Raw genomic sequence first — 23,148 nt, 5'->3', positions numbered from 1 at the left:
GACACCGTTCACGGAGACCGAAATGACCATCCTCCTCAAGGATACGCCGCGCCTTTCGCCCGACATCCCGGCCTACAGCCCCTCGGGCAACGAATGCGCCCTGTTCGAGAAGGCGTGGGTGCGCCAGCTTCCGCTGCTCCTCAAGGGGCCGACGGGCTGCGGCAAGACCCGCTTCGTCAGCCACATGGCCGCCAAGCTCGGCCTGCCGCTGTCCACCGTTTCCTGCCACGACGACCTCGCCGCCGCCGACCTCACCGGCCGCTACCTCATCAAGGGCGGCGACACGGTCTGGGTCGACGGGCCGCTGACCCGCGCCGTGCGCCAGGGCGGCGTCTGCTATCTCGACGAGATCGTCGAGGCCCGCAAGGACGTCGCCGTCGTGCTGCATCCGCTGACCGACGACCGCCGCATCCTGCCGCTGGAACGCACCGGCGAGGTGCTGGAGGCCCCGCCCGCCTTCATGCTCGTCGTCTCCTACAACCCCGGCTACCAGAACCTGCTGAAGTCGCTGAAGCCCTCGACGCGCCAGCGCTTCGTCGCCATCGAGTTCGACTTCCTGCCGAAGGAGGAGGAGATCGCGGTCGTGTGCTCGGAAAGCGGGCTCGATGCGGCGCGTGTCGCCCCCCTCGTCGCGCTCGCCCACCGGCTGCGCGCGCTGAAGGGCCACGATCTGGAGGAAGGCGTCTCGACCCGCCTCCTCGTCTACTGCGCCTGCCTGATCGACAGCGGCATGAGCCCGCGCGAGGCCGTGCGCGCCGCGATGATCGAGCCGCTCACCGACGAGCCGGACGTCAAGGCCGCGCTCCTCGAAGTCGCCGACGCGGCCATTCGCTGAGGATCGCACCATGCTGGACTTCCTGGAGCTGGAGGAAACCGTCGGCCGCGCCTGGCACCGCCTGATCGGCCAGGCGGGCTCCTGGCCGCGCCATCCGGCCGAGGCCGTCCGGCTGGAGGAGATCCGGCCGGTGCTCGGCGTCTGCTTCCGCGGCTTCGGCGGCGAGGGCGCGGTGCAGATCGCGCCGGCCCGCGGCCGCACCTCGACGCATCGCCTGCGGCTGCGCGAGCGCATGGGGCTCGGCGAGGAGAAGCTCGTCCAGCCCGGCCGCGACCACGCCACGCTGATGCTGCCGCCGGCGATCGACCTCTTCCCCGACCGGACGCTCAACCGCGACCTCTATATCTGGCTTTCCGCCGCCATGGCGCTGATGCCGTCCGAACCGGTGACGGAGACCGATCCGCTCCTGCGCGACCTCGCCCGGCTCGAACGGGCCGAGCGCACCGTCGCCGCGGTCCTCGCCGCCTTCCCCGGCATGGCAAAGCGCTATGCCCGGCTCGCCGCCGCGACGCTGGAGGCCCGGCAGGCGCGCACGCTGCCCTCCGTCGAGCGGCACCTGGAGAACCGCATCCTCTCGCTCCTGCGCAAGGGCGCCGGCCTGCCCGACGCGACGCTGCCGGTGATCTTCCCGCATCGGGCGCCGGCCGGCTACCTGCCGATGCTGCCCGTGCCGCTCTGGCCGGACGCGCTGATCCGCGAGGAAGGCGAAGGCCGCGGCGAAGACGAGCCGGCGACTGGCGGCAACCCGCAGGCCGCCGAGACCGGCCGCCATGTCGCCGTGCGCGAGAAGGCGGAGAACCGCAAGACCGAGCGCAGCCCCTTCATCCTCAACCGCTTCGAGAAGATCCTCGCCATGGCGGAGATGGTCAATGTCGACCGCCCCGGCGACGACAGCGACGACCACGACCCCGATGCCGCCGACGAGCTCGACGACATGACGCTCGGCGAGCGCAAGGGCCGTCCCGCCGCGCGCTTCCGCTTCGACCTCGACCTGCCGCCGGAGGCGCTCGACCGCACGCGGCTGACCGGCGAATACACCTACCCCGAATGGGACTACCGCTCCGCCGCCTACCTGCCCGACCATTGCCGGGTGCTCGCCGCCCCCGCTCCGGACGACGCCATCGTTCCCGAGGCCGATGCCGACACGAAGAGCCTCATCCGCCGCGTGCGCCGGCAGTTCGAGGTGCTCAGGCCCCGCCACGAGATGCTGCGCGCGCAGATCGACGGCGCCGACCTCGACCTCGACGCTGTGGTCAGGGCGCGCACGGACCTCGCCGCCGGCGGCCCCGGCAGCGACCGCGTGCACCTGATGAGCCGGCCGCAGGCGCACGACCTCGCCGTGACCATCCTCGTCGACGTGTCGCTCTCCACCGACGCCTGGTTCGACAACCGCCGGGTGCTCGACGTGGAGAAGGAGGCGCTGATGGTGCTGGCGCACGGGCTTGCCGCCTGCGGCGACAGCCATTCGATCCTCACCTTCACCTCGCGCCGCCGCTCCTGGGTGCGCGTCGAGACGGTCAAGGATTTCGGCGAGCCGATGAGCGGCAAGGTCGAGGCGCGCATCGCCGCGCTGAAACCCGGCTTCTATACCCGCATCGGCCCGGCGATCCGCCACGCGGCCAAGGGCCTGCGCGAGCAGCCGAACCGGCGCAAGCTCCTGCTGCTGCTCACCGACGGCAAGCCGAACGACGTCGACCACTACGAGGGCCGCTTCGCCCTGGAGGACAGCCGCCGCGCCGTCATCGAGGCGCGCCGGTCCGGCGTCAGCGTCTTCGGCGTCACGGTCGACCGCGAGGCGCAGTCCTACGTCCCGGCGATCTTCGGCCAGAGCGGCTACGCCATCGTCGGCAACATCGGCAGGCTGCCCGCGGCCCTGCCGGCCATCTATCGCGGCCTTGCGGGATAGCGGGAAGAGGCTCGCGATGGAGGAGGCCCGGCACAGTCCCCACCGTGCCGGGCCTCTTCGCGTCCGCCCTCGGGCGGCCGGAAATCCCCGAATTGTTTGCGCTCCGTCAAAGTGGCGCCGGGCCCGGAAAGCTAGCGTCGGCTGGTTCCGTGCGGCCGGGCCGCGCCGCCGGAGCGACATCATCGCGGCCGGACGGAAACGGATACCATGCCGGAACGACACACCAGACCCTCCATCGACGTGCGCACCATCCCCCCGCGCGAACGCCATCCGCTGATCTTCGACACGCTGGGCGCGCTGACGCCGGGCGATGCGCTGACGATCACCAGCGACCACGACCCGCGCCCGCTGCACTACCAGCTCGAGACGAATTTCCCGGGCCTGTTCGACTGGTCCTATCTCGAGCAGGGCCCGCAGGTCTGGCGCGTCGAGATCGGCCGCCTTGCCAAGGGCGAGGCCGAGGCCGATGCGCACGGCGACGGCTGCGGCTGCTCCTGCGGCGGCGAACACTGATGCGGCGCGCGGCCGGCCGATGGAGTGAAACGACATGCACGGTGCGAGCCTTTCCCGCTGGACCATGTCCTATTTCGCGGCTGCCTGCCTCTTCCTGATTCTCGGGCAGGGGATGATGGCAGCGGGCTACGGCTATCCGACCGTCTCGACGGCCGCGCCCGAGACCCTGGCGCTCGTCCACGTCGTCGCCATCGGCTGGCTGAGCTTGCTGATGGCCGGCGCCCTCCTGCAGTTCGTGCCGGTGCTGATCTCCCGTCAGCTCGTCGGCGGGCGCTTCGCGCCGGTCGTCCTCGCCCTCCTCGTCGGCGGGCTGCTCCTGCTCGTTTCCGGCTTCGTCGCGCTGTCCGGCACGGCCAACCTGCCGCTCGGCCTGCTGCCGCTCGGCGGCGTCGTGCTGCTTTCCGGCTTCGCGCTCCTTGCCGGCGTGCTGGCGGCGACGCTCCTCGCCGCGCGGCCGCTCGGACTGCCCGCGCGCTTCGTGGCCCTCGGCGTGACCGCCCTCGTCGCCACGGCCCTTCTCGGCACGGCCTTCTCGCTGGGCCTCTCCGGAGCGGTCGAGAGCCCCCTGCTCGACACCCTCGTCGGCGAGGGTATCGGGCTTCACGCCGCCTTCGGCCTCGGCGGCTGGCTGAGCCTCACGGCGATCGGCGTCAGCTACCGCCTCTTTCCAATGTTCCTGCTCGCCCCCGAGACGGAGAAGGCGACGAGCCGGGCGGTCTGGTGGTCGGGCGCGTTCGCCCTCGGCCTCGTCGCGGCCTGTCTGCCGCTCCTCCTCCTCGCCGTCGCCGGCGCGGACATCCTGCTTTCCCTCGCTGCCCTCCTCACGCTCGCGCTCGTGCTGCTCTACGGCCATGATGCGATCGGCTTCTACCGCGCGCGCAAGCGCAAGCAGGCGGAGCTGAACATCCGCGCGAGCCTCGCCGCCCTTGCCATACTCGCGGCGGCCACTCTTCTCTTCCTCCTGCCGCCGGTGCGCGCGGCGGCGGGCGAGAATGCGGCGGCGCTGGTCTATCTCTTCGTCTTCGGCTGGCTCACCGGCCTCGGCCTGTCGCAGCTCTACAAGATCGTCGCCTTCATGACCTGGCTCGAATCCTACGGCCCCGTGCTCGGCCGCGCGCCGGTGCCGCGCGTGCAGGATCTCGTCGCCGAACGGCGTGCTTTCGTCCTTTTCTGCCTCTATTATGCCGCCGTCGGCGCGGCCACGCTGTCGCTCTTCGGGGGGAGCGCGGGCCTGTTCAGGGCCTGCGTCTGCGTGCAGCTTGCCGCGACGGTCGCGCTCGTCAACGAGTTCGTCCGCGCGCGGCGGCTTTCCTACGTGCCGGCGGCGCTCCGCGCGCCGGCGGGCGCGGTGCACCCGCGCCTGTTCCTGCCAACGTTTGCTCCGAGGAGATGACCATGTCCGACATCCGAGAAGAAATCGCCCCGAAAGAGGTCGACGTGCGGCCCATCCTCAGGAGCGGCGGCGAGCCCTTCCAGCTCATCATGGAGGCGGTGAACGGGCTTGCGCCCGGCCAGAGCCTGAAGCTGCTGGCCACCTTCCGCCCGCAACCGCTCTTCCGCGTGATGGCGAGCCGCGGCTTCGACCACGAGGCGCGCGAGATCGGCGGCGGCGACTGGGAGGTGCTGTTCACGCCGCAGGCGGGTGCGGCCGGCAGGGTCGAGGTCTCGGCTGCCGCGGAGAATCCGGAAGCCTGGCCGGACCCGAGCGAACATCTCGACCTCACCGACCTCGACCCGCCCGAGCCGATGGTGCGCATCCTTTCGGCCGCCGACGCGCTGGCGCCGGGCCAGGTGCTCTTCGCGCTGCTGACGCGCGAGCCGATCTTCCTGTTCCCCGAGCTCGAGAAGCGCGGCCACCAGTGGGTCGGCAATTTCGACTCCACCGGCACGGCCTATCGCATCCTGGTGCGCGCCGGCCGCCCGCGGGAGATCTAGGACGATGGACGAGGCGGAGAAGGAGGCGCTGCGCGAGGCGGTCCGCGAGGCCTTGCGCGTGGTCATCGATCCCGAGATCGGCCGCAACGTCGTCGACCTCGGCCTCATCTACGACGTCACGGTCGAGGACGGCGGCATCGTCTACGTCACCATGACCACGACGACGAAGGGATGCCCGGCGACCGGCTATCTCAAGGAGGCGGTGCAGACCTGCGTCTGGTACGTGCCGGGCGTGGAATATGCGGAAGTGCGGCTCACCTACGAGCCGCCGTGGTCGCCGGACATGATGGCGGAAACGATCGAAATGTAGGAACGGCCCGGAAGACATCTTCCGGGCCGTTTCCGTTCAGAGCGGCGCGCGGCGCGTGCGCGTGAGCATCGGCGCGTATTCCAGGCAGAACAGGCCGAAGGCGGCGATCCAGAGCAGGCCGCTTGCGGCATAGATGTGCATGCTGTGGTCCGGCAGGACCTCGCCGAGCGGGCGCAGCAGCGCGCAGAGGATCAGCGCCGCGTAGGCCGCGACCGTCATGCGCGAGGCCGTGAGCGCCCGGCCCGTATGGCCGAGGGTGGCCCGCGTCATCACCGCCAGCATCATGCAGCTCATCGCGCCGATCGACAGCAGGTGCAGCACCGAGCGCTCCTCGACGAGGCCCAGCGCGCCGAGACCGGCCGCAAGCAGGCCGAGCGGCACGAAGAGATAGGCGACGTGCAGGACGACGACCAGCCGCTCCCGCCAGGTCGTCCAGCCGCGCCAGCGGTAGAGGCGGACGGCGTGCAGGACCGCGGCCGCGATGCCGAGGACCGCCGTCGCCGGATGCTCCGGCACCGCCGTCCACGATGCGAGCGCGGCGACGCCGAGGACGATCGCCCCGGCGTCGAAGCGATTGTAAGGTGTCGGGAAATCCGTGCGCCCCGCCTTGTTCAGCCAGTTGCGCGTGAAGCTCGGCAGGATGCGCCCGCCGATGATCATCACCAGCATGACATAGGCGGTGACGCCGAGCCGCATCGCGAGATGGTCGTGGCCATGCTCGATGACGGAGAAATGGAAGAGGATATTGGCGATCGCCAGCGCCGTCAGCCCCGCGAGCACCTTGAGGTCCTTCCACTTGCGCCCGGCGATGATCTCGCGCGCACAGATGAAGAGGAGCGCCGGCAGGAACAGCACGTCGACGACCGCCGCCGGCACCGCGCCGGTCGCGTCGGAGGCGAGGAGCGCGAGCCGCCCCGCGCACCAGAGCGCGAAGAGCCCGGCGAGCGGCCAGCCGGAGACCGGCAGCCGGCCCGTCCAGTTCGGCACCGCCGTCAGAAGGAAGCCGGCGAGCACCGCGGGGGCGAAGCCGAACAGCATCTCGTGCGCGTGCCAGTGCGGCGTGCCGTAGTCCTCGGCGATCGTCACATGGCCGGTTAGCGCCGCGATCCACAGCACCATGGCCGCGACGGCCCACAGGCCCGCGCCGAGGAAGAAGGGGCGGAAGCCGTAGGAAAACAGCACGGGGCCGGTCCTGGAGAGGCCTCGGGGGACGGCGCGGCTGACGCGCCCGGCAGTATCGGTGGCGTTCATGACAGGGTTCCTCGCTCTGTTTGCGCCCCCTCTCTAGGCTCCGTGTATGCGCCCTTCTTTGCGTTTCGGCAAATACCGGGCCGGCGGCTGCCAAAATGCCGCAGCATCGGGGCCTGCGCTCTTTGTTTTGCCACAAACAGGTTCGGCCGAACGCTCCTACAAAAGAAGGGACCGGGCGATACACCGCTCCGTCCTTTTGAAAAAGGAGAAGACCGATGACCGAGCAGTTTCAGATGACACGCCGCACCATCCTGGGCGGTGCCGCGCTTGCCGGCGTCCTGACGCCGATCATTGCCGCAACCGCCGCCCGCGCCGAAGGCGGGAACATCAAGACCAACGCAGCCGCGACGGCGGCCGACATCGCCAAGCTGGAGCGCGTGAAGGTCGATCTCGTCAAGCCGCCCTTCGTCCATGCCCATACGCAGAAGGCCGAAGGCGGACCGAAGATCTACGAATTCACGATGACGATCGAGGAAAAGAAGATGATCCTCGACGACAAGGGCACCGAAGTCCACGCCATGACCTTCAACGGCTCGGTCCCGGGCCCGCTGCTGGTCGTCCACCAGGGCGACTACGTCGAGCTGACGCTGATCAACCCCGAGACCAACGAGCTGCAGCACAACATCGACTTCCACTCGGCCACCGGCGCCCTCGGCGGCGGTGCGCTGACCGTGGTCAACCCCGGTGAGCGGACGGTGCTGCGCTTCAAGGCCACCAAGGCCGGCGTCTTCGTCTACCATTGCGCACCTCCCGGCATGGTTCCGTGGCACGTCACCTCGGGCATGAACGGCGCGATCATGGTCCTGCCGCGCGAAGGCCTGACGGACGGCCACGGCAAGGAGCTGACCTACGACCGCGTCTACTATGTCGGCGAGCAGGACTTCTACGTCCCGCGCGACGAGGCCGGCAACTTCAAGAAGTACGAAAGCGCCGGCGAAGCCTATGCCGACACGCTGGAGGTCATGCGCGGGCTGATCCCGAGCCACATCGTCTTCAACGGTGCCGTCGGCGCGCTGACGGGCGACAACGCGCTGAAGGCCGAAGTCGGCGAGAAAGTGCTGATCGTCCATTCGCAGGCCAACCGCGACACCCGCCCGCACCTGATCGGCGGCCACGGCGACTACGTCTGGCAGACCGGCAAGTTCCACAACGTGCCGGACGTCGACCAGGAGACCTGGTTCATTCCGGGTGGCACGGCGGGTGCGGCCTTCTATACCTTCGAGCAGCCCGGCATCTACGCCTACGTCAACCACAACCTGATCGAGGCCTTCGAGCTGGGGGCCGCCGCGCACTTCACCGTGACCGGCGACTGGAACGACGACCTGATGACGTCGGTCGTCCCCCCGACGGGCGTCTGACGCCCCTCGAACGGGAACGCGCGCCCCTGCCGCACGGGGGCGCGCGCTCCACCCTGCAATAGGCGCCTGTCCCGCAGGCCGGACGAAGGATCGGGAAGGTACCAAGGAGGTCGTCATGACCGCGCTCGTTGCCAAACCCGGCATTTCGTGGATTTCGCTCGCCGTCCCGGCATTCCTGCTCGCCGCCCTTCTCGGCACGGCCGCAACCCAGACGGATCTCTTCAGCGCCGCGCCCGCGGGTCCCGTGCTCGACGAGCCGCAGACGGTGGTGGTCGCCCCGCGCAGCTTCGACTATCGCGAAAGCGGCGAGTTCTACCGCAACGGCTTCGCCGTCGACGGGCCGATGCGCGCCGTCACCGTGCGCAGCCCGCTCACCATCATGAAATACCAGGTCACGGCCACCGACTATGCGCGCTGCGTCGCAGACGGCGCCTGCCCGCCGGCCGAACCCACCTTCCCCGCCGCCCAAGGCACCGAGACGCCCGCGACCGGCGTCAGCTACGACGACGCGACGGCCTATGCCGCCTGGCTCAGCGCCCGCACGGGCGAGATCTGGCGGCTGCCGACCGACGAGCAGCTCGCCTTCGCGGCCGGCTCGCGCTTCCCCGACGACGCGCTCGGCGTCGACATCAACAGCACGAACCCGGCCGACCGCTGGCTCGCGGACTACCGCCGCGAGGCGGCGCGCCAGGCTTCGCGCGACCCCGTTCCCCAGCCCACGGGCCGCTTCGGCGAGAACGAGTACGGCCTTGCCGACTTCGCCGGCAACGTCTGGGAATGGACGACCACCTGCAACCGCCGCGTCAATCTCGACAAGGCCGGAAAGGTCGTCAACGACGTCTCGTCGTGCGGCATCTACGTGGCGAGCGGCAAGCACCGCGCGGCGATGAGCTCGTTCGTCCGCAACCCGAAAGGCGGCGGCTGCGCCGTCGGCGTGCCCCCGGACAATGTCGGCTTCCGCCTCGTCAAGGACACGCGCTGGTATGCGCCGATGCTGGAGACCCTCCGGAAGAAAGGCTTCCCCGTCTGAACACGATTATCCGGGCCGATGGGCACGGCACGGTTTCCCGCAGGCCTTCTGTCGTGATAGGAGAGGGCATCGCTTGCGGGAAGGGAGTTGCCAGTGAAGATCGACCGGACCGTCGTCAGGTCGCTTTCCCTGTTCGACAGGATGAGCGACGAGGATCTGGACAGGTTGCTCGCCCATGCCACGGCGCGCCGCGTCGTGCAGGGCGACGCCGTCTTCGAGCAGGGCGAGCAGGCGGCGAACTTCTTCCTCCTCCTCCACGGCCGCCTGAAGGTGACGCAGGTGACGGAGGACGGCCAGCAGATCATCGTGCGCGTCGTCCATCCGGGCGACCTCTTCGGCTTCGCCAAGGCGCTGCAGCGCTCCGACTACCCGGGCACCGCGCGCGCCGTCGCCGAGAGCGTCATCCTCGCCTGGCCGACCGACCTCTGGCCGCAGTTCGTGGAGCAGAACCCGCGGCTCGCCGTCAGCGCCATGCAGACGATCGGCCAGCGGCTGGAGGAGGCCCACACGCGCATCCGGGAAATGTCCACCCAGGAGGTGGAGCGCCGGGTGGCGCATGCCGTGCTGCGCCTGTCGCGCCAGGCCGGCCGCAAGGAGGAGCACGGCGTGCGCATCGATTTTCCGATCTCGCGCCAGGACATCGCCGAGATGACCGGCACGACGCTGCACACCGTCTCACGCATCCTCAGCGCCTGGGAGGCGCGCGGCCTCGTCGAGGGCGGGCGGCAGAAGCTCTTGATCCGCGACCTGCCCGGGCTTTCCTCCCTGGCCGAGGGTGCGCGCGATTGACGCGGGCGGAGCACCCCCTTATTTGATCTTCGTCAAAGAGGGAACCCGGTTCCGGGTCTATTCCTTCCCCCATCGAACCCGACGCGGGTTTGCCGAACGAAGGAGAATGACGATGCGTGCAGTTATGAAGAGCATCGCGAGCGCCGCGGCGCTTTTCGCGGTTATGGCTGTCCCGGCTTTTGCCGCGGACTTCGAAGTCCACATGCTGAACAAGGGTGAAAAGGGCGCGATGGTCTTCGAGCCGGACTTCATCAAGGTCAGCCCCGGCGACACCGTCACCTTCGTTCCGACCGACAAGGGCCATGACGCCGCGTCGATCAAGGGCATGGTCCCGGAAGGCGCCCAGGACTTCAAGGGCAAGATGAACGAGGCGCTGAAGGTGACCTTCGACGTGCCGGGCGCCTACGGCGTCAAGTGCACGCCGCATCTCGGCATGGGCATGGTCGCCCTCGTCGTGGTCGGCGACAATCCGGCCAACCTCGATGCGATCAAGGAAGGCAAGCTGCCGAAGAAGGCCAGGGAGCGCATGGACGCGGCGATCGCCGAAGCGCAATAACCGGACGACTTTTGAAAAAACCCCGGAACGGTCCCCAGGACGTTCCGGGGTTTTTTGCGTCCTGTCCCTGTCCTCAGCAGCGCTGGCGGCGCGCCCGGTCGTACAGCGTGCGCCCGACGAGCAGCACGACAAGAAGGGGCCAGACGGCGCAGGACAGGAGGCCGACGACATACCAGCCGTCCCGCGGGCGGCGGGCGGACCTGTTCTCGCTGACCGTCTCCACGAGGAAGACGGCCGCCACCGCGAGATGGAGGCCGGCAAAGGCGATATGCCAGATTTCGAGTTCGACTGTATCCGCCACGTCCAAACAGATCCTTCCGCAGCCGAAGGGCCTGCCGGATTGTCTAATGCAGCGGCGGGAAATTTTCCTCCCCCAAATGGGGCAAAGCTTTCGCAAAAGGCATGTCGGCTGTAAACTCGGCCGGAGTGGGAAGGACAGGAAGGAGCGCCCGCCGGTGGACCTCATCGACCGTATATACGAAGCGGCCGTGATTCCCGAGCTGTGGGCGGAGGCCTGCGACCTCCTGAGCGAAGAGACCGGCGCCTACTCCACCGCGCTCATCACCCTCGTCCCCAATGCGCCGCCGCGCTGGGTCTCGAGCGCCTGCATCGCCGAGCAGATGAAGGTCTACGAGGAGAGCGGCCTTGCGGCGCGGAGCCCCCGCCCGCAGCGCGGGCTGGCGATCGCGCCGGGCAACTTCATGCGCGACATCGACATCATGACGCCCGAGGAACTGGCGGTCGATCCCATCCGCGCCGAGCTGCTCGAGCCGATCGGCCTGCCCTGGGAAATGGGGGCGGTGTTCCTGGAACCGTCCGGCTCGCTCCTCGTCTTCAGCCAGCTGTCCTCCGCCGAGATGGGGCCGTTCGGCGAAAAGGCCGTGGCGCGGATGAACGCGCTCAAGGCCGACCTCGCCCGCGCCGCCTTCCTGTCGGCGCGCCTCGCCTTCAAGCAGGCGCGGACCATGGTGCAGACGCTTGCCATGGTCGGCCTGCCCGGCGCCGTCGTCGGCGACCGCGGCAACGTGGTCGCGGCGAACGCGCCGATGGAGGATCTGGCGCCGCGCGTGCGCATCGGCACGCGCGACCGCCTGCACATCGCCGACGCGGGGGCGAACGCGCTGTTCTCCACGGCGCTGGAGCAGCTTTCGACCGGGCACGCGCCCTCCGTGCAGTCCCTCCCGATCGCCGCCACGGAGGACGCTCCGCCGCTGGTCCTGCACCTCATCCCCGTCCGGCGCAACGCGCGCGACATCTTTTCCCGCAGCAGCGCCCTCCTGGTGTTCACGCCGGTGGGCGCGGTCGGGCCGCCTGACATGCGCGTCCTGTGCGGCCTGTTCGACCTGACGCGGATCGAGGCGCGCGTGGCGCAGGAGCTGACGCGCGGCCATTCGGTCGAGGAGGTCGCGGCGATCCTCGGATCGCGCGTGCAGACCGTGCGCACCCATCTCAAGGCCATCTTCCGAAAGACCGGCGTCAACCGCCAATCCCAGCTCGTCCTCCTCCTCTCAGGCCTCGCCCCGGTCGGTGGCACGGATCCGGCATGAGACATGTCTTGCGGGATTTCCGCAACTCGATGTGCAGAGCCGCGCGAAGGTCCGAATTCAGGTCCGGCTGAAAGCCGACGCGCCCCCAACGGCGGTCGTGATCATGAAATGGCGCGCCATACCGGGTGATGATGAGAACTATATCTACTCTATTCCCCTCCATAGCCCTCCTTAAGGCTGTTGCCGCCGCCAACGCGGCCTCACTCGGTTAGGCCATCGCGAATTTCCGCTAGCACTCAGCGGCATTCTGCCATATGAGTTATCTCAATGATTCTTGAGTTATTGAGATTATGATGCACGAGAAGCAAGCCCTCAATGCCTTCGCCGCGCTGTCGCAGGAAACGAGATTGCGCATCGTCCGGCTGCTGGTGACTGCCGGCCCGGAAGGCATGTCGGCCGGAGCAATCGGCGAAGCGATGGATGGCGCATCTTCGTCCCGTATGTCGTTCCATCTGAGCCATCTCGAACAGGCCGGGCTTGTCGAGTCCCGCCGTGACGGGCGGTCGATCATCTACAGCGCCGCGCTGACCACGCTGGCCGGTCTCGTCGAATTCCTCATGCGCGATTGCTGTCAGGGCCACCCGGAGGTCTGCAATCCGGCAATGGCCGCGCTGTCTTCCTGTTGCGAACCCACGAAAGGAACCTCCCATGTCTGACGGACAAGAGCATCGCGTCTTCAACGTCCTGTTCCTCTGCACCGGCAACTCGGCACGCTCGATCCTCGCGGAAAGCATCCTGAACAAGGATGGCGAGGGTCGCTTTCGTGCCTTCTCTGCGGGTTCGCAACCGAAGGGGACGATCAATCCCTTCGCGCTGAAGGTATTGAAGAGTTTCGACTACCCCTCTGAAGGCTTCCGCTCGAAGGGTTGGGAGGAGTTCGCGGGGCCTGACGCGCCTGTCATGGATTTCGTGTTCACCGTCTGCGACAACGCTGCCGGCGAAGCCTGCCCGGTCTGGCCCGGCCAGCCCATGACCGCCCATTGGGGTATCGAAGATCCGGCGGCCGTCGATGGACCGGATATCCAGAAGGAAGCCGCCTTCGTTGCGGCCTTCCGCTACATGAAGAACCGTATCTCGGCTTTCACGTCCCTGCCGGTCGCCAGTCTCGACAAGGCGTCGCTGCGCACTAAACTGACCGAGATCGGCCAGTCCGATGGCGCGTCGTCTCCACGCAACAGCGCAGCGTGAAGCCGGCCATGGACGTCATCATCTATCACAATCCCGATTGCGGCACCTCGCGCAACACGCTGGCGATGATCCGCAATGCGGGCGTCGAGCCGCATGTCATCGAATATCTGAAGACACCGCCGTCGCGCGAGATGCTGACCCGACTTATTGCGCGCATGGGCATATCGGTGCGGGAACTGCTGCGCGAGAAGGGCACGCCCTATGCGGAACTGGGCCTTGGCGACCCGGCTTTGAGTGACGCGCAGTTGCTCGACGCCATGATGGCGCATCCCATCCTGATCAACCGACCCATCGTCGTCAGTCCGAAGGGCGTCAAGCTCTGCCGGCCGTCCGAGGACGTGCTCGACCTGTTGCCGCCGCAGCGCGGCGCGTTCGTCAAGGAAGATGGCGAGCGGGTGATCGACGAACACGGTCGGCGCGTGGCCACGACCTGAGGGAATTGCATGTCTACCTTCGAACGCTATCTCACCCTTTGGGTCGCATTGTGCATCGTCGTTGGCATCGCGCTCGGCCACTTCCTGCCGGGCGCATTTCAGGCCATCGGCGCGATGGAAATTGCCAGCGTCAACTTGCCCGTCGCCGTGCTGATCTGGCTGATGGTCATCCCCATGCTGCTCAAGATCGACTTCGCAGCACTGGGCGAGGTCGGCCGCCACTGGCGCGGCATCGGCGTGACGCTGTTCATCAACTGGGCTGTGAAGCCGTTCTCGATGGCGCTGCTGGGATGGCTGTTCATCGGCTGGCTGTTCCGCCCCTATCTGCCGGCGGACCAGATCGACAGCTACATTGCCGGCCTCATCATCCTTGCCGCCGCACCCTGCACGGCCATGGTGTTCGTCTGGTCGAACCTGACGAAAGGCGAACCGCATTTCACCTTGAGCCAGGTTGCCCTCAACGACGCCATCATGGTCGTCGCCTTCGCGCCCATCGTCGGCCTGCTGCTGGGCCTGTCAGCCATCACCGTGCCATGGGGCACACTGGTCCTGTCGGTGGTGCTCTATATCGTCATTCCCGTTATCATCGCGCAGATCATCCGTCGCCGGATGCTGGCGAGCGGCGGGCAGGCCGCGCTCGACCACCTGCTTGCAAAGCTCGGCCCGGCCTCCCTCGTTGCGCTGCTGGCGACGCTGGTTCTGCTCTTCGGGTTTCAGGGCGAGCAGATTATCGCGCAGCCCGCAATCATCGGCCTGCTGGCCGTGCCGATCCTGATTCAGGTCTATTTCAACTCCGGTCTTGCCTATCTGCTCAACCGGCTGGCCGGGGAGCAGCATTGCGTGGCTGGACCCTCGGCGCTAATCGGCGCATCGAACTTCTTCGAACTGGCGGTTGCCGCCGCCATCAGCCTGTTCGGCTTTCATTCGGGCGCGGCGCTCGCCACCGTGGTCGGCGTGCTGATCGAAGTGCCGGTGATGCTCTCGGTCGTCTGGATCGTGAACCGCTCCAAAGGCTGGTATGAGCGCGGCGGCAAGGTGTCCGAACTTGCGAAAGAGCAGCGTTGATGCCGGGCGATCTTCCCAATCTTGCTGCCGGCTGCGTTGCTACTCCCAGCCTTGGTCGGCTGCGCGTAACCGAACCCTCTACCCATTCGCCGCGTATCCTGCTGCTATATGGCTCGCTCCGCGCGCGATCCTACAGCCGTTTCCTGACATACGAGGCCGAGCGCCTGCTGAAACATTTCGGGGCGGAAACACGCATCTTCAATCCGTCCGGCCTGCCGCTGCCGGACGGCGCTCCCGTCGATCATCCCAAGGTGCAGGAGCTTCGCGAGCTCTCGCTCTGGTCGGAAGGTCAAGTCTGGACCAGCCCGGAGCGTCACGGTGCGATGAGCGCGGTGATGAAGGCACAGATCGACTGGATTCCCCTTTCGGTCGGCGCGGTAAGGCCGACGCAGGGCCGGACACTCGCCGTCATGCAAGTCTCCGGCGGCTCGCAGAGCTTCAACGCCGTCAACCAGATGCGGGTGCTCGGCCGCTGGATGCGGATGGTGACGATCCCCAACCAGTCGTCCGTCGCCAAAGCATATCAGGAGTTCGATGAAGCCGGCCGGATGATACCATCGTCATATTATGATCGAGTGGTCGACGTGATGGAGGAGTTGGTGAAGTTCACGCTGCTAACGCGCGATGTATCATCCTACCTGACCGACCGCTATTCCGAGCGAAAGGAAAGCAGCGACGTTCACCTCCGATGACGAACGGCACTGTCGGATACCTGCTTTAAGGTGCATGGAGCGATTCTCTGCCGCGCCGAACTCACCGGAAGTATTCTGTCTATCGGGAGCTGTGCGAGTGAAGTTGAAGGTTATGCCACTGGGGAGCTCAGCCCGAAAATTCCGACAACTCAAATGAGCCGGTTGTCCTCGGCCTTCTGGCGGGCGCGGCGACGTGTGCCGTCGGTGTCCGCCTTCCGGTGACGTTCGGCAGCCGCCTTGCGGATCTGCTCGAAACGATTGTCTTCGACCTGCGGGGCTATCGGCTGCATATCTGTCTTCTTGACAAACGAAATCATTGCTGACGTTCCTTCCTGGGGCGGGTGGAAACGCCCTGGCGCCTGCCTGAGCGCTTTAAGCGGGGTATTATGCGCCAAGTCCGGTGACACAGCCCTGGACTCCAAGCCGGTCGGCAGTCGTCTGGCCCGGCATCGTTGCCCAGCCACCGGCTTCGACGAACTGCCGTTTCTTGTAGCTGTCGGATATAGCCTTGAACTCAACAAGTTTCGCGGCCGCATCCGGCGCTGCGTTGAACCGTTCAACGCATATGGCGGACGCCAGTTCGCCACGCGCCGTGTCGCCAGCGGTCACGGCCATCTTCTGTGATGTGCCGCCGGTGACCCAGCCGCCCCAGGCGAATCCGACGACGATCGTTGCGATGATCGCGGCGATGCATGCCCAGACCAGCATGGTCTTTGAAGGTTGGTAGTTCTCCCAACGGCGGGAGAGAGACGGGTTCGTTGTGCTCTGCGTAGCCATGGTGGTCTTCCTTCCAGATTGTGGTGAGGATTGCTTCATCCGACCGTGCCGGCCGAACGGTTCAGGCACTGCTCTCAGTATCCCATTCCACCCATGCCACCGTTGCCGGCCGTTAACGTGGAATCCTTCGCTGGGACGTCGGCGATCATCGCCTCGGCGGTGATCAGGAGCGCCGCGATCGAGCCGGCGTCCTGCAGGGCGGTTCTGACAACCTTGGCGGGATCGACGATGCCGGCCTTGATCATGTCGACATAGGTTTCGGTCTGGGCATCAAAGCCCTGGTTGGGGTCCTTGCTGTCCGTGAGCTTGCCGACCACGATCGAGCCCTCGACGCCTGCATTCTCGGCGATCTGTCGGACCGGCGCTTCAAGCGCCCGCCGCACGATCGAAATGCCTGCGGTTATATCGGCGTTGTCACCTGTCAGAGGGGCAAGCACCGCTATGGCACGCAGCAGCGCCACGCCGCCGCCCGGCACGATGCCTTCCTCGACAGCCGCGCGGGTGGCATTCAGCGCGTCGTCTATGCGGTCCTTCTTCTCTTTGACCTCGGTCTCAGTCACGCCACCAACACGGATGACAGCGACGCCGCCGGCGAGTTTGGCCAGCCGCTCCTGCAGCTTCTCCTTGTCGTAGTCGGAAGTCGTTTCCTCGATCTGCGCCTTGATCTGGCTGATGCGCGCCGCGATGCTTGGCTTGTCGCCGGAGCCGTCGATGATTGTCGTGGTATCCTTCTCGATCACGATGCGCTTGGCACGGCCGAGCATGTCGAGCGTGACATTCTCCAGCTTGATGCCGAGATCCTCGGAGATCATCGGGCCGGCGGCCAGCACCGCGATGTCCTCGAGCATGGCTTTGCGGCGGTCTCCGAAGCCGGGAGCCTTGACGGCCGCTACCTTGAGGCCACCCCGCAGCTTGTTGACGACCAGCGTGGCGAGCGCCTCGCCCTCGACGTCTTCGGAGATAATCAGCAGCGGCTTTCCGCTTTGCACCACTGCTTCCAGTACGGGCAGCATGGCCTGCAGATTGCCAAGCTTCTTCTCATGAATGAGGATGTAAGGGTCATCCAGTTCCACGCGCATCTTCTCGGGATCGGTCACAAAGTAGGGCGAGAGATAGCCGCGATCGAACTGCATGCCTTCGACGACATCGAGTTCGGTGTCTGCCGTCTTGGCTTCCTCGACGGTGATCACCCCCTCATTGCCAACCTTATCCATCGCACTGGCGATCATCTCGCCCACGGTCGCGTCGCCGTTAGCCGCGATCGTGCCGACTTGGGCGACCTCTGCCGACGACTTGACCTTCCTGGCGCGAGCCTGGATTTCCCTGACGACGGCAGCGACACCGAGATCGATGCCGCGCTTCAGGTCCATCGGGTTCATGCCGGCAGCGACCAGCTTGGTACCCTCGCGCAGGATGGAAGCGGCGAGAACCGTCGCGGTAGTGGTCCCGTCGCCGGCGAGGTCGTTGGTTTTCGAGGCCACCGCGCGCACCATCTGCGCGCCCATGTTCTCGAACTTGTCAGCAAGCTCAATCTCCCTGGCGACGGTGACCCCGTCCTTAGTGATGCGCGGGGCGCCGTAGGCCTTGTCGATGACGACGTTGCGGCCCTTGGGACCGAGCGTCACCTTGACGGCGTTGTTCAGCAGCTCGACGCCGCGCAGCATGCGGTCGCGGGCGTCGTTAGAGAATCTGATTTCCTTGGCAGACATGGTGTCGGGTCCAGTTCGGTTGTGAGGATCACAGGATCGGAAGCTGGCCGCTCAGGCACTTTTCCTGCTCGCAGCTCCGGTCTTCTCGACGATGCCCATGATGTCGCTCTCCTTCATGATCAGAAGGTCTTCGTGATCGATCTTGACCTCGGTCCCGGACCATTTGCTGAACAGGATGAGATCGCCCGGCTTGACGTCGAGCGGGATCAGCTTGCCGCTTTCGTCGCGGGAACCTGGGCCGACGGCGATGACCTCGCCTTCCTGAGGTTTTTCTTTCGCGGTGTCGGGAATGATGATCCCGCCTTTGGATTTGAGATCGCCTTCCGCACGTCGAATGACGACGCGGTCATGTAGAGGCCGGAATTTCATGTGGGTTCTTTCTGAGGCCGGCGCATAGGGCGGCCCCCTCAGATACATAAGCCCGTTGGCACTCGAATGATAGGAGTGCTAAATATATTTCTTTGAAAAGGCGGAACTGGGGAAAATTATATCGCTTCTATCGATGCGTTATTTGTTGTTTTCAATACGTATTTTCTGATTTTTCAATGCGATTTATTATTATGGAAGAGACATTATTCAATTCCAGACAAAATAATATCGACCCGCTCCTTGCTTACCGGGTAGGGACAGCCCATATATAAAACTCGTTGATTTGGCCGACTTGGCTTTTTGCGGTGTCAGAGACCCGCCATTCACCACCGAATTCTCGATAGCGAATGCATCAAGCGCCGACCCGGCGCGCATATCGCTCTGTTCGAACCTTGGAATGAACGCGCCGCTGACCACGGATGTACTGGCAGCACGGAAATTCGTTCCGGTTCGAACGGGAATGATGCAGGAGGCGCGTTTGCGTGCTCCTGCGGAGGTATCGACCATGACAACGCGCACCACACAAACCATCGTCCGGTTCTCCGCACCCTTCATGCTGCCCGGCTTCGACGCCGCACAGCCCGCCGGCGAATATCGCGTGGACCAGGATGAGGAACTGCTGGAGGTATCCTCCCGCCTCGCCTGGAGACGTGTCGGCGCCTTCATCCACCTGCCCGCCATCGGCATTGATGGCCACACACATCAGATGGCGTCGATCGATCCCGCCGATCTCGACGCCGCTCTCGAAAAGGATCACCAACAATCATGATATCGACCAACCCAATCCGACGCACGATCCGTCCCGCCCGCCACGAGGCTCCTGCTCATCTCTTCGCGATCGGACAGGCTGTCCGGCTCAAGGGCGATTTCATGAGACCAGCTTTGCCCGGCGATATCTACCGCATAACCGGCAGACTGCCGGCACGGGGAGATTCACTGCAATATCGCATCCGCAACGACGACGAACGCCATGAGCGAGTGACGACGCAGGACAGCCTCGAGCCGGTCGACATGTCGCAATCCGGTAATGGCGCAACTCTCATCGAAAGGACGTTCGGACATGGCTAAAGGCCAGAAACGAAGCAATCGCGAGATCAGAAAGCCGAAGCAGGAGAAGGCTCCGCCAAAGCCTGAAAGCACCTTCGGCAACCAGATCAAGGTCGCTGCAAATGCCAACGCGTCTCAAGGCAAAGGTAAGCACTGAGGCAGTGTTGCTCCGGCTGAAAGCGCAATGGGCGCCATGAAAGTTGTCATCGAGTTTTACCGCACGCGGGAGACAGATGACGCCCATGCCGTCGTGGGCCGAGAGGCGGTGGAAGCCGTCGATCTCGCTAACGCCATTGAGATTGCGCACCTGCTTTCACAGACGCTCGACATGCCTCAACGACCCGACGCCATCGCGATCACCGACTTATTCGGTAACGCGCTGTTTTCCGGCATCATTGATGCCGACGTGACCACTAGAGAAAGGCCACGATCATGACCCGATACATAGATGAAATCGAACGGGAGCGGCACGACCGCGCGATCAGCGTCTGGGACAATGAAGGCGGTGCATCCGCCCGCGCACCAGGCGACGAACAATATGGCCGCCGGATCGAAGCCGACCGGTCCTGGACCATCTATCATGTCTTCACCGGCGTTCCAGCCAGCCGCGAAGGGCAGGAGATGATCGGCCTTAGCCACTCGGCCGCAACCGACGGGATGCTTTCCCTCAATCGTCGGAATGATGTGCGACGCAAGGAGCACATGAACGGGTTTATGCGTGTACCACTGCTGCTGCAAACGGCAAGGGCAGATCAACGATGACCCTTGAATTCCTGAACCCCAGCCGCAGCTTCGACGAAGTGCGCAACGCCATTCGCTTTATCGGGCACGACGGCATGTTCGAAGTGCCGTTCTTTGTCGAAGTGGAAGCGCTCGCCAGGTCCCCTGCTGAATTGCGCAGCACTGAGGTGTCGGAAGAGATGTATCTCTCGACCTTCGATGCGACGCGCAGTTCGATCCACGATGTCGCCCGCGAGGCCTACTCGCATCGTCGCCAAACCTCCTATACGCTGACCGCTGCCGATTTCCGGTAAAGACACCACTCAATGCTGATCCGCTACGGGTATGAGATCACACTGACCTGCCAGCAGCCGACAGCCCTGGTGTGTCTGCTGTCGGTGCACGAGGATCGCGCGGCTGACATACGGGTGCCGGAGACGACGTTCACCACACCCGATGTGCACGTATCGACCTACCGCGATCTCTTCGGCAACAAATGCCGGCGGCTGGTCGCGCCTGCGGGCGACCTGACGATGTGGGGTGATGCCACGATCGAGGACGACGGCAGGCCGGACGGGATTGTGCCGGGTGCCCGGGAACTGCCGGTGCCGGACTTGCCGGACGATTGCCTCGTCTACCTCATGGGCAGCCGCTACTGCGAAACCGACCGTCTCAGCCAGACCGCTTGGGACCTGTTCGGCAAGATGCCGCCCGGTTGGAGCCGGGTGCAGGCGATCTGCGATTTCGTCCACAACCACATCCGCTTCGACTACATGCAGGCTCGATCTACGCGGACGGCGTTCGAGGCGTTCCATGAGCGCGTTGGCGTTTGTCGCGATTTCGCGCATCTTGCGGTCACGTTCTGCCGATGCCTCAACATCCCCGCTCGCTATGTCAACGGCCATCTCGGCGACATTGGTGTGCCGGTTGTCGATCCCATGGATTTCAGCGCCTGGATGGAAGTGTTCCTCGATGGCGAATGGCACACCTTCGATCCGCGCAACAACGTCCCTCGGATCGGCAGAATCGTGGTGGCGCGCGGCCGCGACGCAGCCGACATACCGCTCGTCAATTCCTTCGGACCACACGTCCTGAAGGGGTTTAGGGTATGGACCTACGAGATCGCAGGAACAAGCTGATGCTGTCGATGTGCATGTTCCCAAACTCGGTAAGATCCCGACCGAGTCCAGGCTATCAATGCGCGCTTTAGCGCTCCCCTATTGAATTTCGTTAGGTCGCTGACATCAGGGGCACAGCTGCCATTCACAGCCGCACAAGTGGCTACTGCGAAGGATCAAGGCGACTAATCGACGGTAAGCGATTCGAACTTTTTTACCGCCAAACGCCGCCTTTTCTACGCATTCCGATATACAGGCTATCCTCTCTTCCCTTTTACAGGCGTAGTTTCGGCGGCTGGAGCGTATTGTGGAGGGTAATCGGCGGTATTTGGCGCGCCGCACCAGGTGATGATGATAGCTACGTTTACGCTATAGCCCTCTCATGATGGTCACCTCTGGATGAGCGCACGGCTATTCTGACACCGGAACAAAATCCGATGCAAGGTGGGGAGTAAACGACCTGGCGGGTGTGCTGCGCGCGTCTGTTTCTGACGACGATTGATCAAACTCTCATCCGCGGATTGGCTACCGCACGACCCTTTTCCGTCGTGGACGTTCCTCCGGCTCCAAAACGGGCGTCGTAAAATACTGCCCCAGGGCTATATCGAGGATTGTCCGCGTCAATCAGGGCGCGCAGCACGCCAGCCAGGCCGTAATGTCAACGATCCGATCTTCTCCTTCCCGTTTGTCCGCTCATTCGTGAGCGGCTAACTGCAGCGAGTGTCAGACCGGCCTTGAGGCCGGCTCGGGCGTATGGCGGGCGATGTACGAGATGAAGCCCGCCAGCTCCCGCGCGACCGCCGCCACGATCTTTGCCGCGTGCTTGCCCGTTGCGGCCAGGCGGCGGAACTTCGCGCACAGGCGGGCCTGCGCCTTCCAGGCGATGGCCCGGATTTGATCGGGAAGTTTGGCGCTGCGTTCGCGCAATGCGCGCCCCTCCCGCGCAGGATAGCGGTATTGCCATGCGGATTCGATCAGCATGGTTCGGGCGGCAGCGTTGCCGGTCCGGGTGAGTTCGCCGCGCCTGGTCCGCGTTCCGCTCGAATGCTCGGCCGGCACGAGGCCCAACCAGGCCATCAACTGCTTCGGACTGTCGAACCGGTGCAGATCGCCGATCTCCGCGACAAGCGTTACGGCCGCGATGAACCTGATTCCGCGCAGCGCCTGAAGCGCCGTGACGACCTGGGCCAGCGGCCAATCCAGAACCGCTTCCTCAAGAACCTGCTCCAGCCGCGCGCAACGCTCCTCCAGTTCATGGATGCGGCGCTTGTATTCCTCATAGACGAACTGCTGGTGCGCAAAGGCAAAGTGCTGGTCCGAGAGCCAGCGCCAGTGCATGCGGCCCCATATGGCCTTTCCCGGATACCGGCGGTCGTGCCGCAGCAGGAAGCTTTTCAGCGTATTCTTCGCCGATACGAGGTCCTGCTTCGCCTGCCGGCGTGCCCTCACCACGTCGCGGATCGCCTCATGCGCCTCGTCCGGCACCCACACGGCAGTGAGTTCACCGGCGCGCAGAAGTCGGGCCAGCGTCTGCGCATCGCGGCGATCGGTCTTCACCCGGTCATTCGGCCGACGCGGCATCGAGGACGGCGAGATCACGACGCAGTCGATCCCGAGACGCTTCAGGAACCGGTAGATCACGAATCCGCACGGGCCGGATTCATAGCAGACCTTCAGCGTCGCGCCGTCCTTGCCGATGCTCGCCAGAGCCTTGGCGAGGGCATCGCCGCTGTTGGGAACAGTTCCGAAGAACCGCACCTCCCGGTCGTTCCCCTCAACAGCAACCGCAATCGATATCGTGTCTCGATGAACATCAAGACCGATGTATTTCGTCAAAATCGTCATGACTTCTTCCTTCCGTTGCACATTCCTCAATGCACAACATCCAGAAGCCCCAGCACGCAGGGCAAGTGACCATCATAGGGTCTCTAAATCTATCCTGGATGAACGGGATGCCAGGCAGTCCCTCACGCTCCTTGCGAGGTCGTTATGATTTAGG

The 23,148-nt window shown here is 65.2% G+C and carries 31 protein-coding genes; 23 read left to right on the top strand and 8 right to left on the bottom strand.

Annotated features, from left to right (window positions below; genetic code table 11):
- The first annotated feature begins 22 nt into the window (after nucleotides 1-22).
- The 6 genes from NNZ72_RS01820 to NNZ72_RS01795 all read left to right on the top strand — a co-directional run bounded on the left by NNZ72_RS01820 (nucleotide 23) and on the right by NNZ72_RS01795 (nucleotide 5,499).
- Entirely contained in the window at nucleotides 23-835 is an 813-nt protein-coding gene (locus tag NNZ72_RS01820; RefSeq protein WP_257311830.1) for a CbbQ/NirQ/NorQ/GpvN family protein, read from the top strand.
- Between the two features lie 10 nt (nucleotides 836-845).
- A complete protein-coding gene (locus NNZ72_RS01815; RefSeq protein WP_257311828.1) occupies nucleotides 846-2,741 on the top strand; it encodes a nitric oxide reductase activation protein NorD in 1,896 nt (631 codons plus the stop codon).
- Between the two features lie 207 nt (nucleotides 2,742-2,948).
- Nucleotides 2,949-3,254 carry a DUF2249 domain-containing protein gene (locus NNZ72_RS01810; protein ID WP_257311826.1) on the top strand — a complete coding sequence of 102 codons (306 nt, stop codon included), beginning with the start codon at nucleotides 2,949-2,951 and terminating at the stop codon, nucleotides 3,252-3,254.
- A 34-nt stretch (nucleotides 3,255-3,288) separates the two neighbouring features.
- Entirely contained in the window at nucleotides 3,289-4,647 is a 1,359-nt protein-coding gene (locus NNZ72_RS01805) for a hypothetical protein (protein ID WP_257311823.1), read from the top strand.
- 2 nt (nucleotides 4,648-4,649) lie between these two features.
- Complete coding sequence (locus NNZ72_RS01800; protein ID WP_371747668.1) at nucleotides 4,650-5,189, top strand: DUF2249 domain-containing protein; 540 nt, start codon at nucleotides 4,650-4,652, stop codon at nucleotides 5,187-5,189.
- 4 nt (nucleotides 5,190-5,193) lie between these two features.
- Entirely contained in the window at nucleotides 5,194-5,499 is a 306-nt protein-coding gene (locus tag NNZ72_RS01795; protein WP_257311818.1) for a metal-sulfur cluster assembly factor, read from the top strand.
- A gap of 36 nt (nucleotides 5,500-5,535) precedes the next feature.
- On the opposite strand, the gene NNZ72_RS01790 is transcribed toward NNZ72_RS01795, so the two are convergent.
- Nucleotides 5,536-6,750, bottom strand: a complete 1,215-nt coding sequence (locus NNZ72_RS01790; RefSeq protein ID WP_257311815.1) for an NnrS family protein — start codon at nucleotides 6,748-6,750, stop codon at nucleotides 5,536-5,538.
- A gap of 215 nt (nucleotides 6,751-6,965) precedes the next feature.
- Here NNZ72_RS01790 and nirK point away from each other — a divergent pair, with 215 nt between their 5' ends.
- From nirK to NNZ72_RS01770, 4 genes are all read left to right on the top strand, one after another.
- Nucleotides 6,966-8,108 carry a copper-containing nitrite reductase gene (gene nirK / locus NNZ72_RS01785; protein WP_257311812.1) on the top strand — a complete coding sequence of 381 codons (1,143 nt, stop codon included), beginning with the start codon at nucleotides 6,966-6,968 and terminating at the stop codon, nucleotides 8,106-8,108.
- 115 nt (nucleotides 8,109-8,223) lie between these two features.
- Complete coding sequence (locus NNZ72_RS01780; protein WP_257311808.1) at nucleotides 8,224-9,138, top strand: SUMF1/EgtB/PvdO family nonheme iron enzyme; 915 nt, start codon at nucleotides 8,224-8,226, stop codon at nucleotides 9,136-9,138.
- A 93-nt stretch (nucleotides 9,139-9,231) separates the two neighbouring features.
- On the top strand, nucleotides 9,232-9,927 hold the full coding sequence (locus tag NNZ72_RS01775) for a Crp/Fnr family transcriptional regulator (protein ID WP_257311804.1): 696 nt from the start codon (nucleotides 9,232-9,234) through the stop codon (nucleotides 9,925-9,927).
- A 112-nt stretch (nucleotides 9,928-10,039) separates the two neighbouring features.
- Complete coding sequence (locus tag NNZ72_RS01770) at nucleotides 10,040-10,483, top strand: pseudoazurin (RefSeq protein ID WP_257311801.1); 444 nt, start codon at nucleotides 10,040-10,042, stop codon at nucleotides 10,481-10,483.
- 73 nt (nucleotides 10,484-10,556) lie between these two features.
- Here the strand turns inward: NNZ72_RS01770 and NNZ72_RS01765 are convergent, their stop codons facing one another.
- Nucleotides 10,557-10,784, bottom strand: a complete 228-nt coding sequence (locus NNZ72_RS01765) for a hypothetical protein (protein ID WP_257311798.1) — start codon at nucleotides 10,782-10,784, stop codon at nucleotides 10,557-10,559.
- Nucleotides 10,785-10,938: 154 nt separating this feature from the next.
- Here NNZ72_RS01765 and NNZ72_RS01760 point away from each other — a divergent pair, with 154 nt between their 5' ends.
- The 6 genes from NNZ72_RS01760 (at nucleotide 10,939) to arsH (ending at nucleotide 15,409) form a co-directional block, all read left to right on the top strand.
- Nucleotides 10,939-12,030, top strand: a complete 1,092-nt coding sequence (locus NNZ72_RS01760; protein WP_257311793.1) for a helix-turn-helix transcriptional regulator — start codon at nucleotides 10,939-10,941, stop codon at nucleotides 12,028-12,030.
- Nucleotides 12,031-12,323: 293 nt separating this feature from the next.
- A complete protein-coding gene (locus tag NNZ72_RS01755) occupies nucleotides 12,324-12,686 on the top strand; it encodes an ArsR/SmtB family transcription factor (protein WP_183827035.1) in 363 nt (120 codons plus the stop codon).
- Nucleotides 12,679-13,218, top strand: coding sequence for an arsenate reductase ArsC (locus NNZ72_RS01750; RefSeq protein WP_193731095.1), 540 nt, complete (start codon nucleotides 12,679-12,681; stop codon nucleotides 13,216-13,218). Before NNZ72_RS01755 ends, NNZ72_RS01750 begins: the two co-directional genes overlap by 8 nt.
- An 8-nt stretch (nucleotides 13,219-13,226) precedes the next feature.
- Nucleotides 13,227-13,652, top strand: coding sequence for an arsenate reductase (glutaredoxin) (arsC, locus tag NNZ72_RS01745; protein ID WP_024846003.1), 426 nt, complete (start codon nucleotides 13,227-13,229; stop codon nucleotides 13,650-13,652).
- A gap of 9 nt (nucleotides 13,653-13,661) precedes the next feature.
- Nucleotides 13,662-14,717 carry an ACR3 family arsenite efflux transporter gene (gene arsB, locus NNZ72_RS01740; RefSeq protein ID WP_024846004.1) on the top strand — a complete coding sequence of 352 codons (1,056 nt, stop codon included), beginning with the start codon at nucleotides 13,662-13,664 and terminating at the stop codon, nucleotides 14,715-14,717.
- Nucleotides 14,717-15,409, top strand: coding sequence for an arsenical resistance protein ArsH (arsH, locus tag NNZ72_RS01735; protein WP_257311780.1), 693 nt, complete (start codon nucleotides 14,717-14,719; stop codon nucleotides 15,407-15,409). Before arsB ends, arsH begins: the two co-directional genes overlap by 1 nt.
- A gap of 149 nt (nucleotides 15,410-15,558) precedes the next feature.
- Here arsH and NNZ72_RS01730 read toward each other — a convergent pair whose 3' ends face one another.
- The 5 genes from NNZ72_RS01730 to NNZ72_RS01710 form a co-directional block, all read right to left on the bottom strand.
- Nucleotides 15,559-15,726, bottom strand: a complete 168-nt coding sequence (locus NNZ72_RS01730) for a hypothetical protein (RefSeq protein WP_009452382.1) — start codon at nucleotides 15,724-15,726, stop codon at nucleotides 15,559-15,561.
- Between the two features lie 67 nt (nucleotides 15,727-15,793).
- Entirely contained in the window at nucleotides 15,794-16,186 is a 393-nt protein-coding gene (locus NNZ72_RS01725; RefSeq protein ID WP_257311775.1) for a hypothetical protein, read from the bottom strand.
- 74 nt (nucleotides 16,187-16,260) lie between these two features.
- A complete protein-coding gene (gene groL, locus NNZ72_RS01720) occupies nucleotides 16,261-17,895 on the bottom strand; it encodes a chaperonin GroEL (RefSeq protein ID WP_257311772.1) in 1,635 nt (544 codons plus the stop codon).
- Between the two features lie 51 nt (nucleotides 17,896-17,946).
- On the bottom strand, nucleotides 17,947-18,264 hold the full coding sequence (locus NNZ72_RS01715) for a co-chaperone GroES (protein ID WP_257311769.1): 318 nt from the start codon (nucleotides 18,262-18,264) through the stop codon (nucleotides 17,947-17,949).
- A gap of 207 nt (nucleotides 18,265-18,471) precedes the next feature.
- Nucleotides 18,472-18,771: a hypothetical protein gene (locus NNZ72_RS01710; RefSeq protein WP_257311766.1), complete on the bottom strand. Its 300-nt coding sequence runs from the start codon at nucleotides 18,769-18,771 to the stop codon at nucleotides 18,472-18,474.
- Between NNZ72_RS01710 and NNZ72_RS01705 the strand changes: the two genes are divergently transcribed.
- Genes NNZ72_RS01705 through NNZ72_RS01675 form a run of 7 tightly spaced genes read left to right on the top strand, consistent with a single transcriptional unit; the run spans nucleotide 18,770 to nucleotide 21,170 of the window.
- Nucleotides 18,770-19,033 carry a hypothetical protein gene (locus NNZ72_RS01705; protein WP_040673266.1) on the top strand — a complete coding sequence of 88 codons (264 nt, stop codon included), beginning with the start codon at nucleotides 18,770-18,772 and terminating at the stop codon, nucleotides 19,031-19,033. The genes NNZ72_RS01710 and NNZ72_RS01705 overlap by 2 nt on opposite strands.
- The gene (locus NNZ72_RS01700; RefSeq protein ID WP_193731096.1) at nucleotides 19,030-19,332 is read left to right on the top strand and encodes a hypothetical protein; all 303 of its coding nucleotides are present in this window, start codon (nucleotides 19,030-19,032) and stop codon (nucleotides 19,330-19,332) included. The genes NNZ72_RS01705 and NNZ72_RS01700 overlap by 4 nt, the downstream gene beginning before the upstream one ends.
- On the top strand, nucleotides 19,325-19,468 hold the full coding sequence (locus tag NNZ72_RS01695) for a hypothetical protein (protein ID WP_009452376.1): 144 nt from the start codon (nucleotides 19,325-19,327) through the stop codon (nucleotides 19,466-19,468). Before NNZ72_RS01700 ends, NNZ72_RS01695 begins: the two co-directional genes overlap by 8 nt.
- A gap of 36 nt (nucleotides 19,469-19,504) precedes the next feature.
- Nucleotides 19,505-19,747 carry a hypothetical protein gene (locus NNZ72_RS01690; protein ID WP_040673278.1) on the top strand — a complete coding sequence of 81 codons (243 nt, stop codon included), beginning with the start codon at nucleotides 19,505-19,507 and terminating at the stop codon, nucleotides 19,745-19,747.
- Nucleotides 19,744-20,073 carry a hypothetical protein gene (locus tag NNZ72_RS01685; protein ID WP_009452374.1) on the top strand — a complete coding sequence of 110 codons (330 nt, stop codon included), beginning with the start codon at nucleotides 19,744-19,746 and terminating at the stop codon, nucleotides 20,071-20,073. Before NNZ72_RS01690 ends, NNZ72_RS01685 begins: the two co-directional genes overlap by 4 nt.
- Nucleotides 20,070-20,345 carry a DUF1488 family protein gene (locus NNZ72_RS01680; protein ID WP_009452373.1) on the top strand — a complete coding sequence of 92 codons (276 nt, stop codon included), beginning with the start codon at nucleotides 20,070-20,072 and terminating at the stop codon, nucleotides 20,343-20,345. Before NNZ72_RS01685 ends, NNZ72_RS01680 begins: the two co-directional genes overlap by 4 nt.
- Nucleotides 20,346-20,357: 12 nt before the next feature.
- Nucleotides 20,358-21,170, top strand: coding sequence for a transglutaminase-like domain-containing protein (locus NNZ72_RS01675; protein ID WP_009452372.1), 813 nt, complete (start codon nucleotides 20,358-20,360; stop codon nucleotides 21,168-21,170).
- 702 nt (nucleotides 21,171-21,872) lie between these two features.
- Here the strand turns inward: NNZ72_RS01675 and NNZ72_RS01670 are convergent.
- Nucleotides 21,873-22,994 carry an IS110 family RNA-guided transposase gene (locus NNZ72_RS01670; RefSeq protein ID WP_257311738.1) on the bottom strand — a complete coding sequence of 374 codons (1,122 nt, stop codon included), beginning with the start codon at nucleotides 22,992-22,994 and terminating at the stop codon, nucleotides 21,873-21,875.
- Nucleotides 22,995-23,148: the final 154 nt, after the last annotated feature.

Source organism: Shinella pollutisoli, from assembly GCF_024609765.1.
Classification (GTDB): Bacteria; Pseudomonadota; Alphaproteobacteria; order Rhizobiales; family Rhizobiaceae; genus Shinella; species Shinella pollutisoli.
This window is presented reverse-complemented; position numbering and strand designations above follow the sequence as displayed.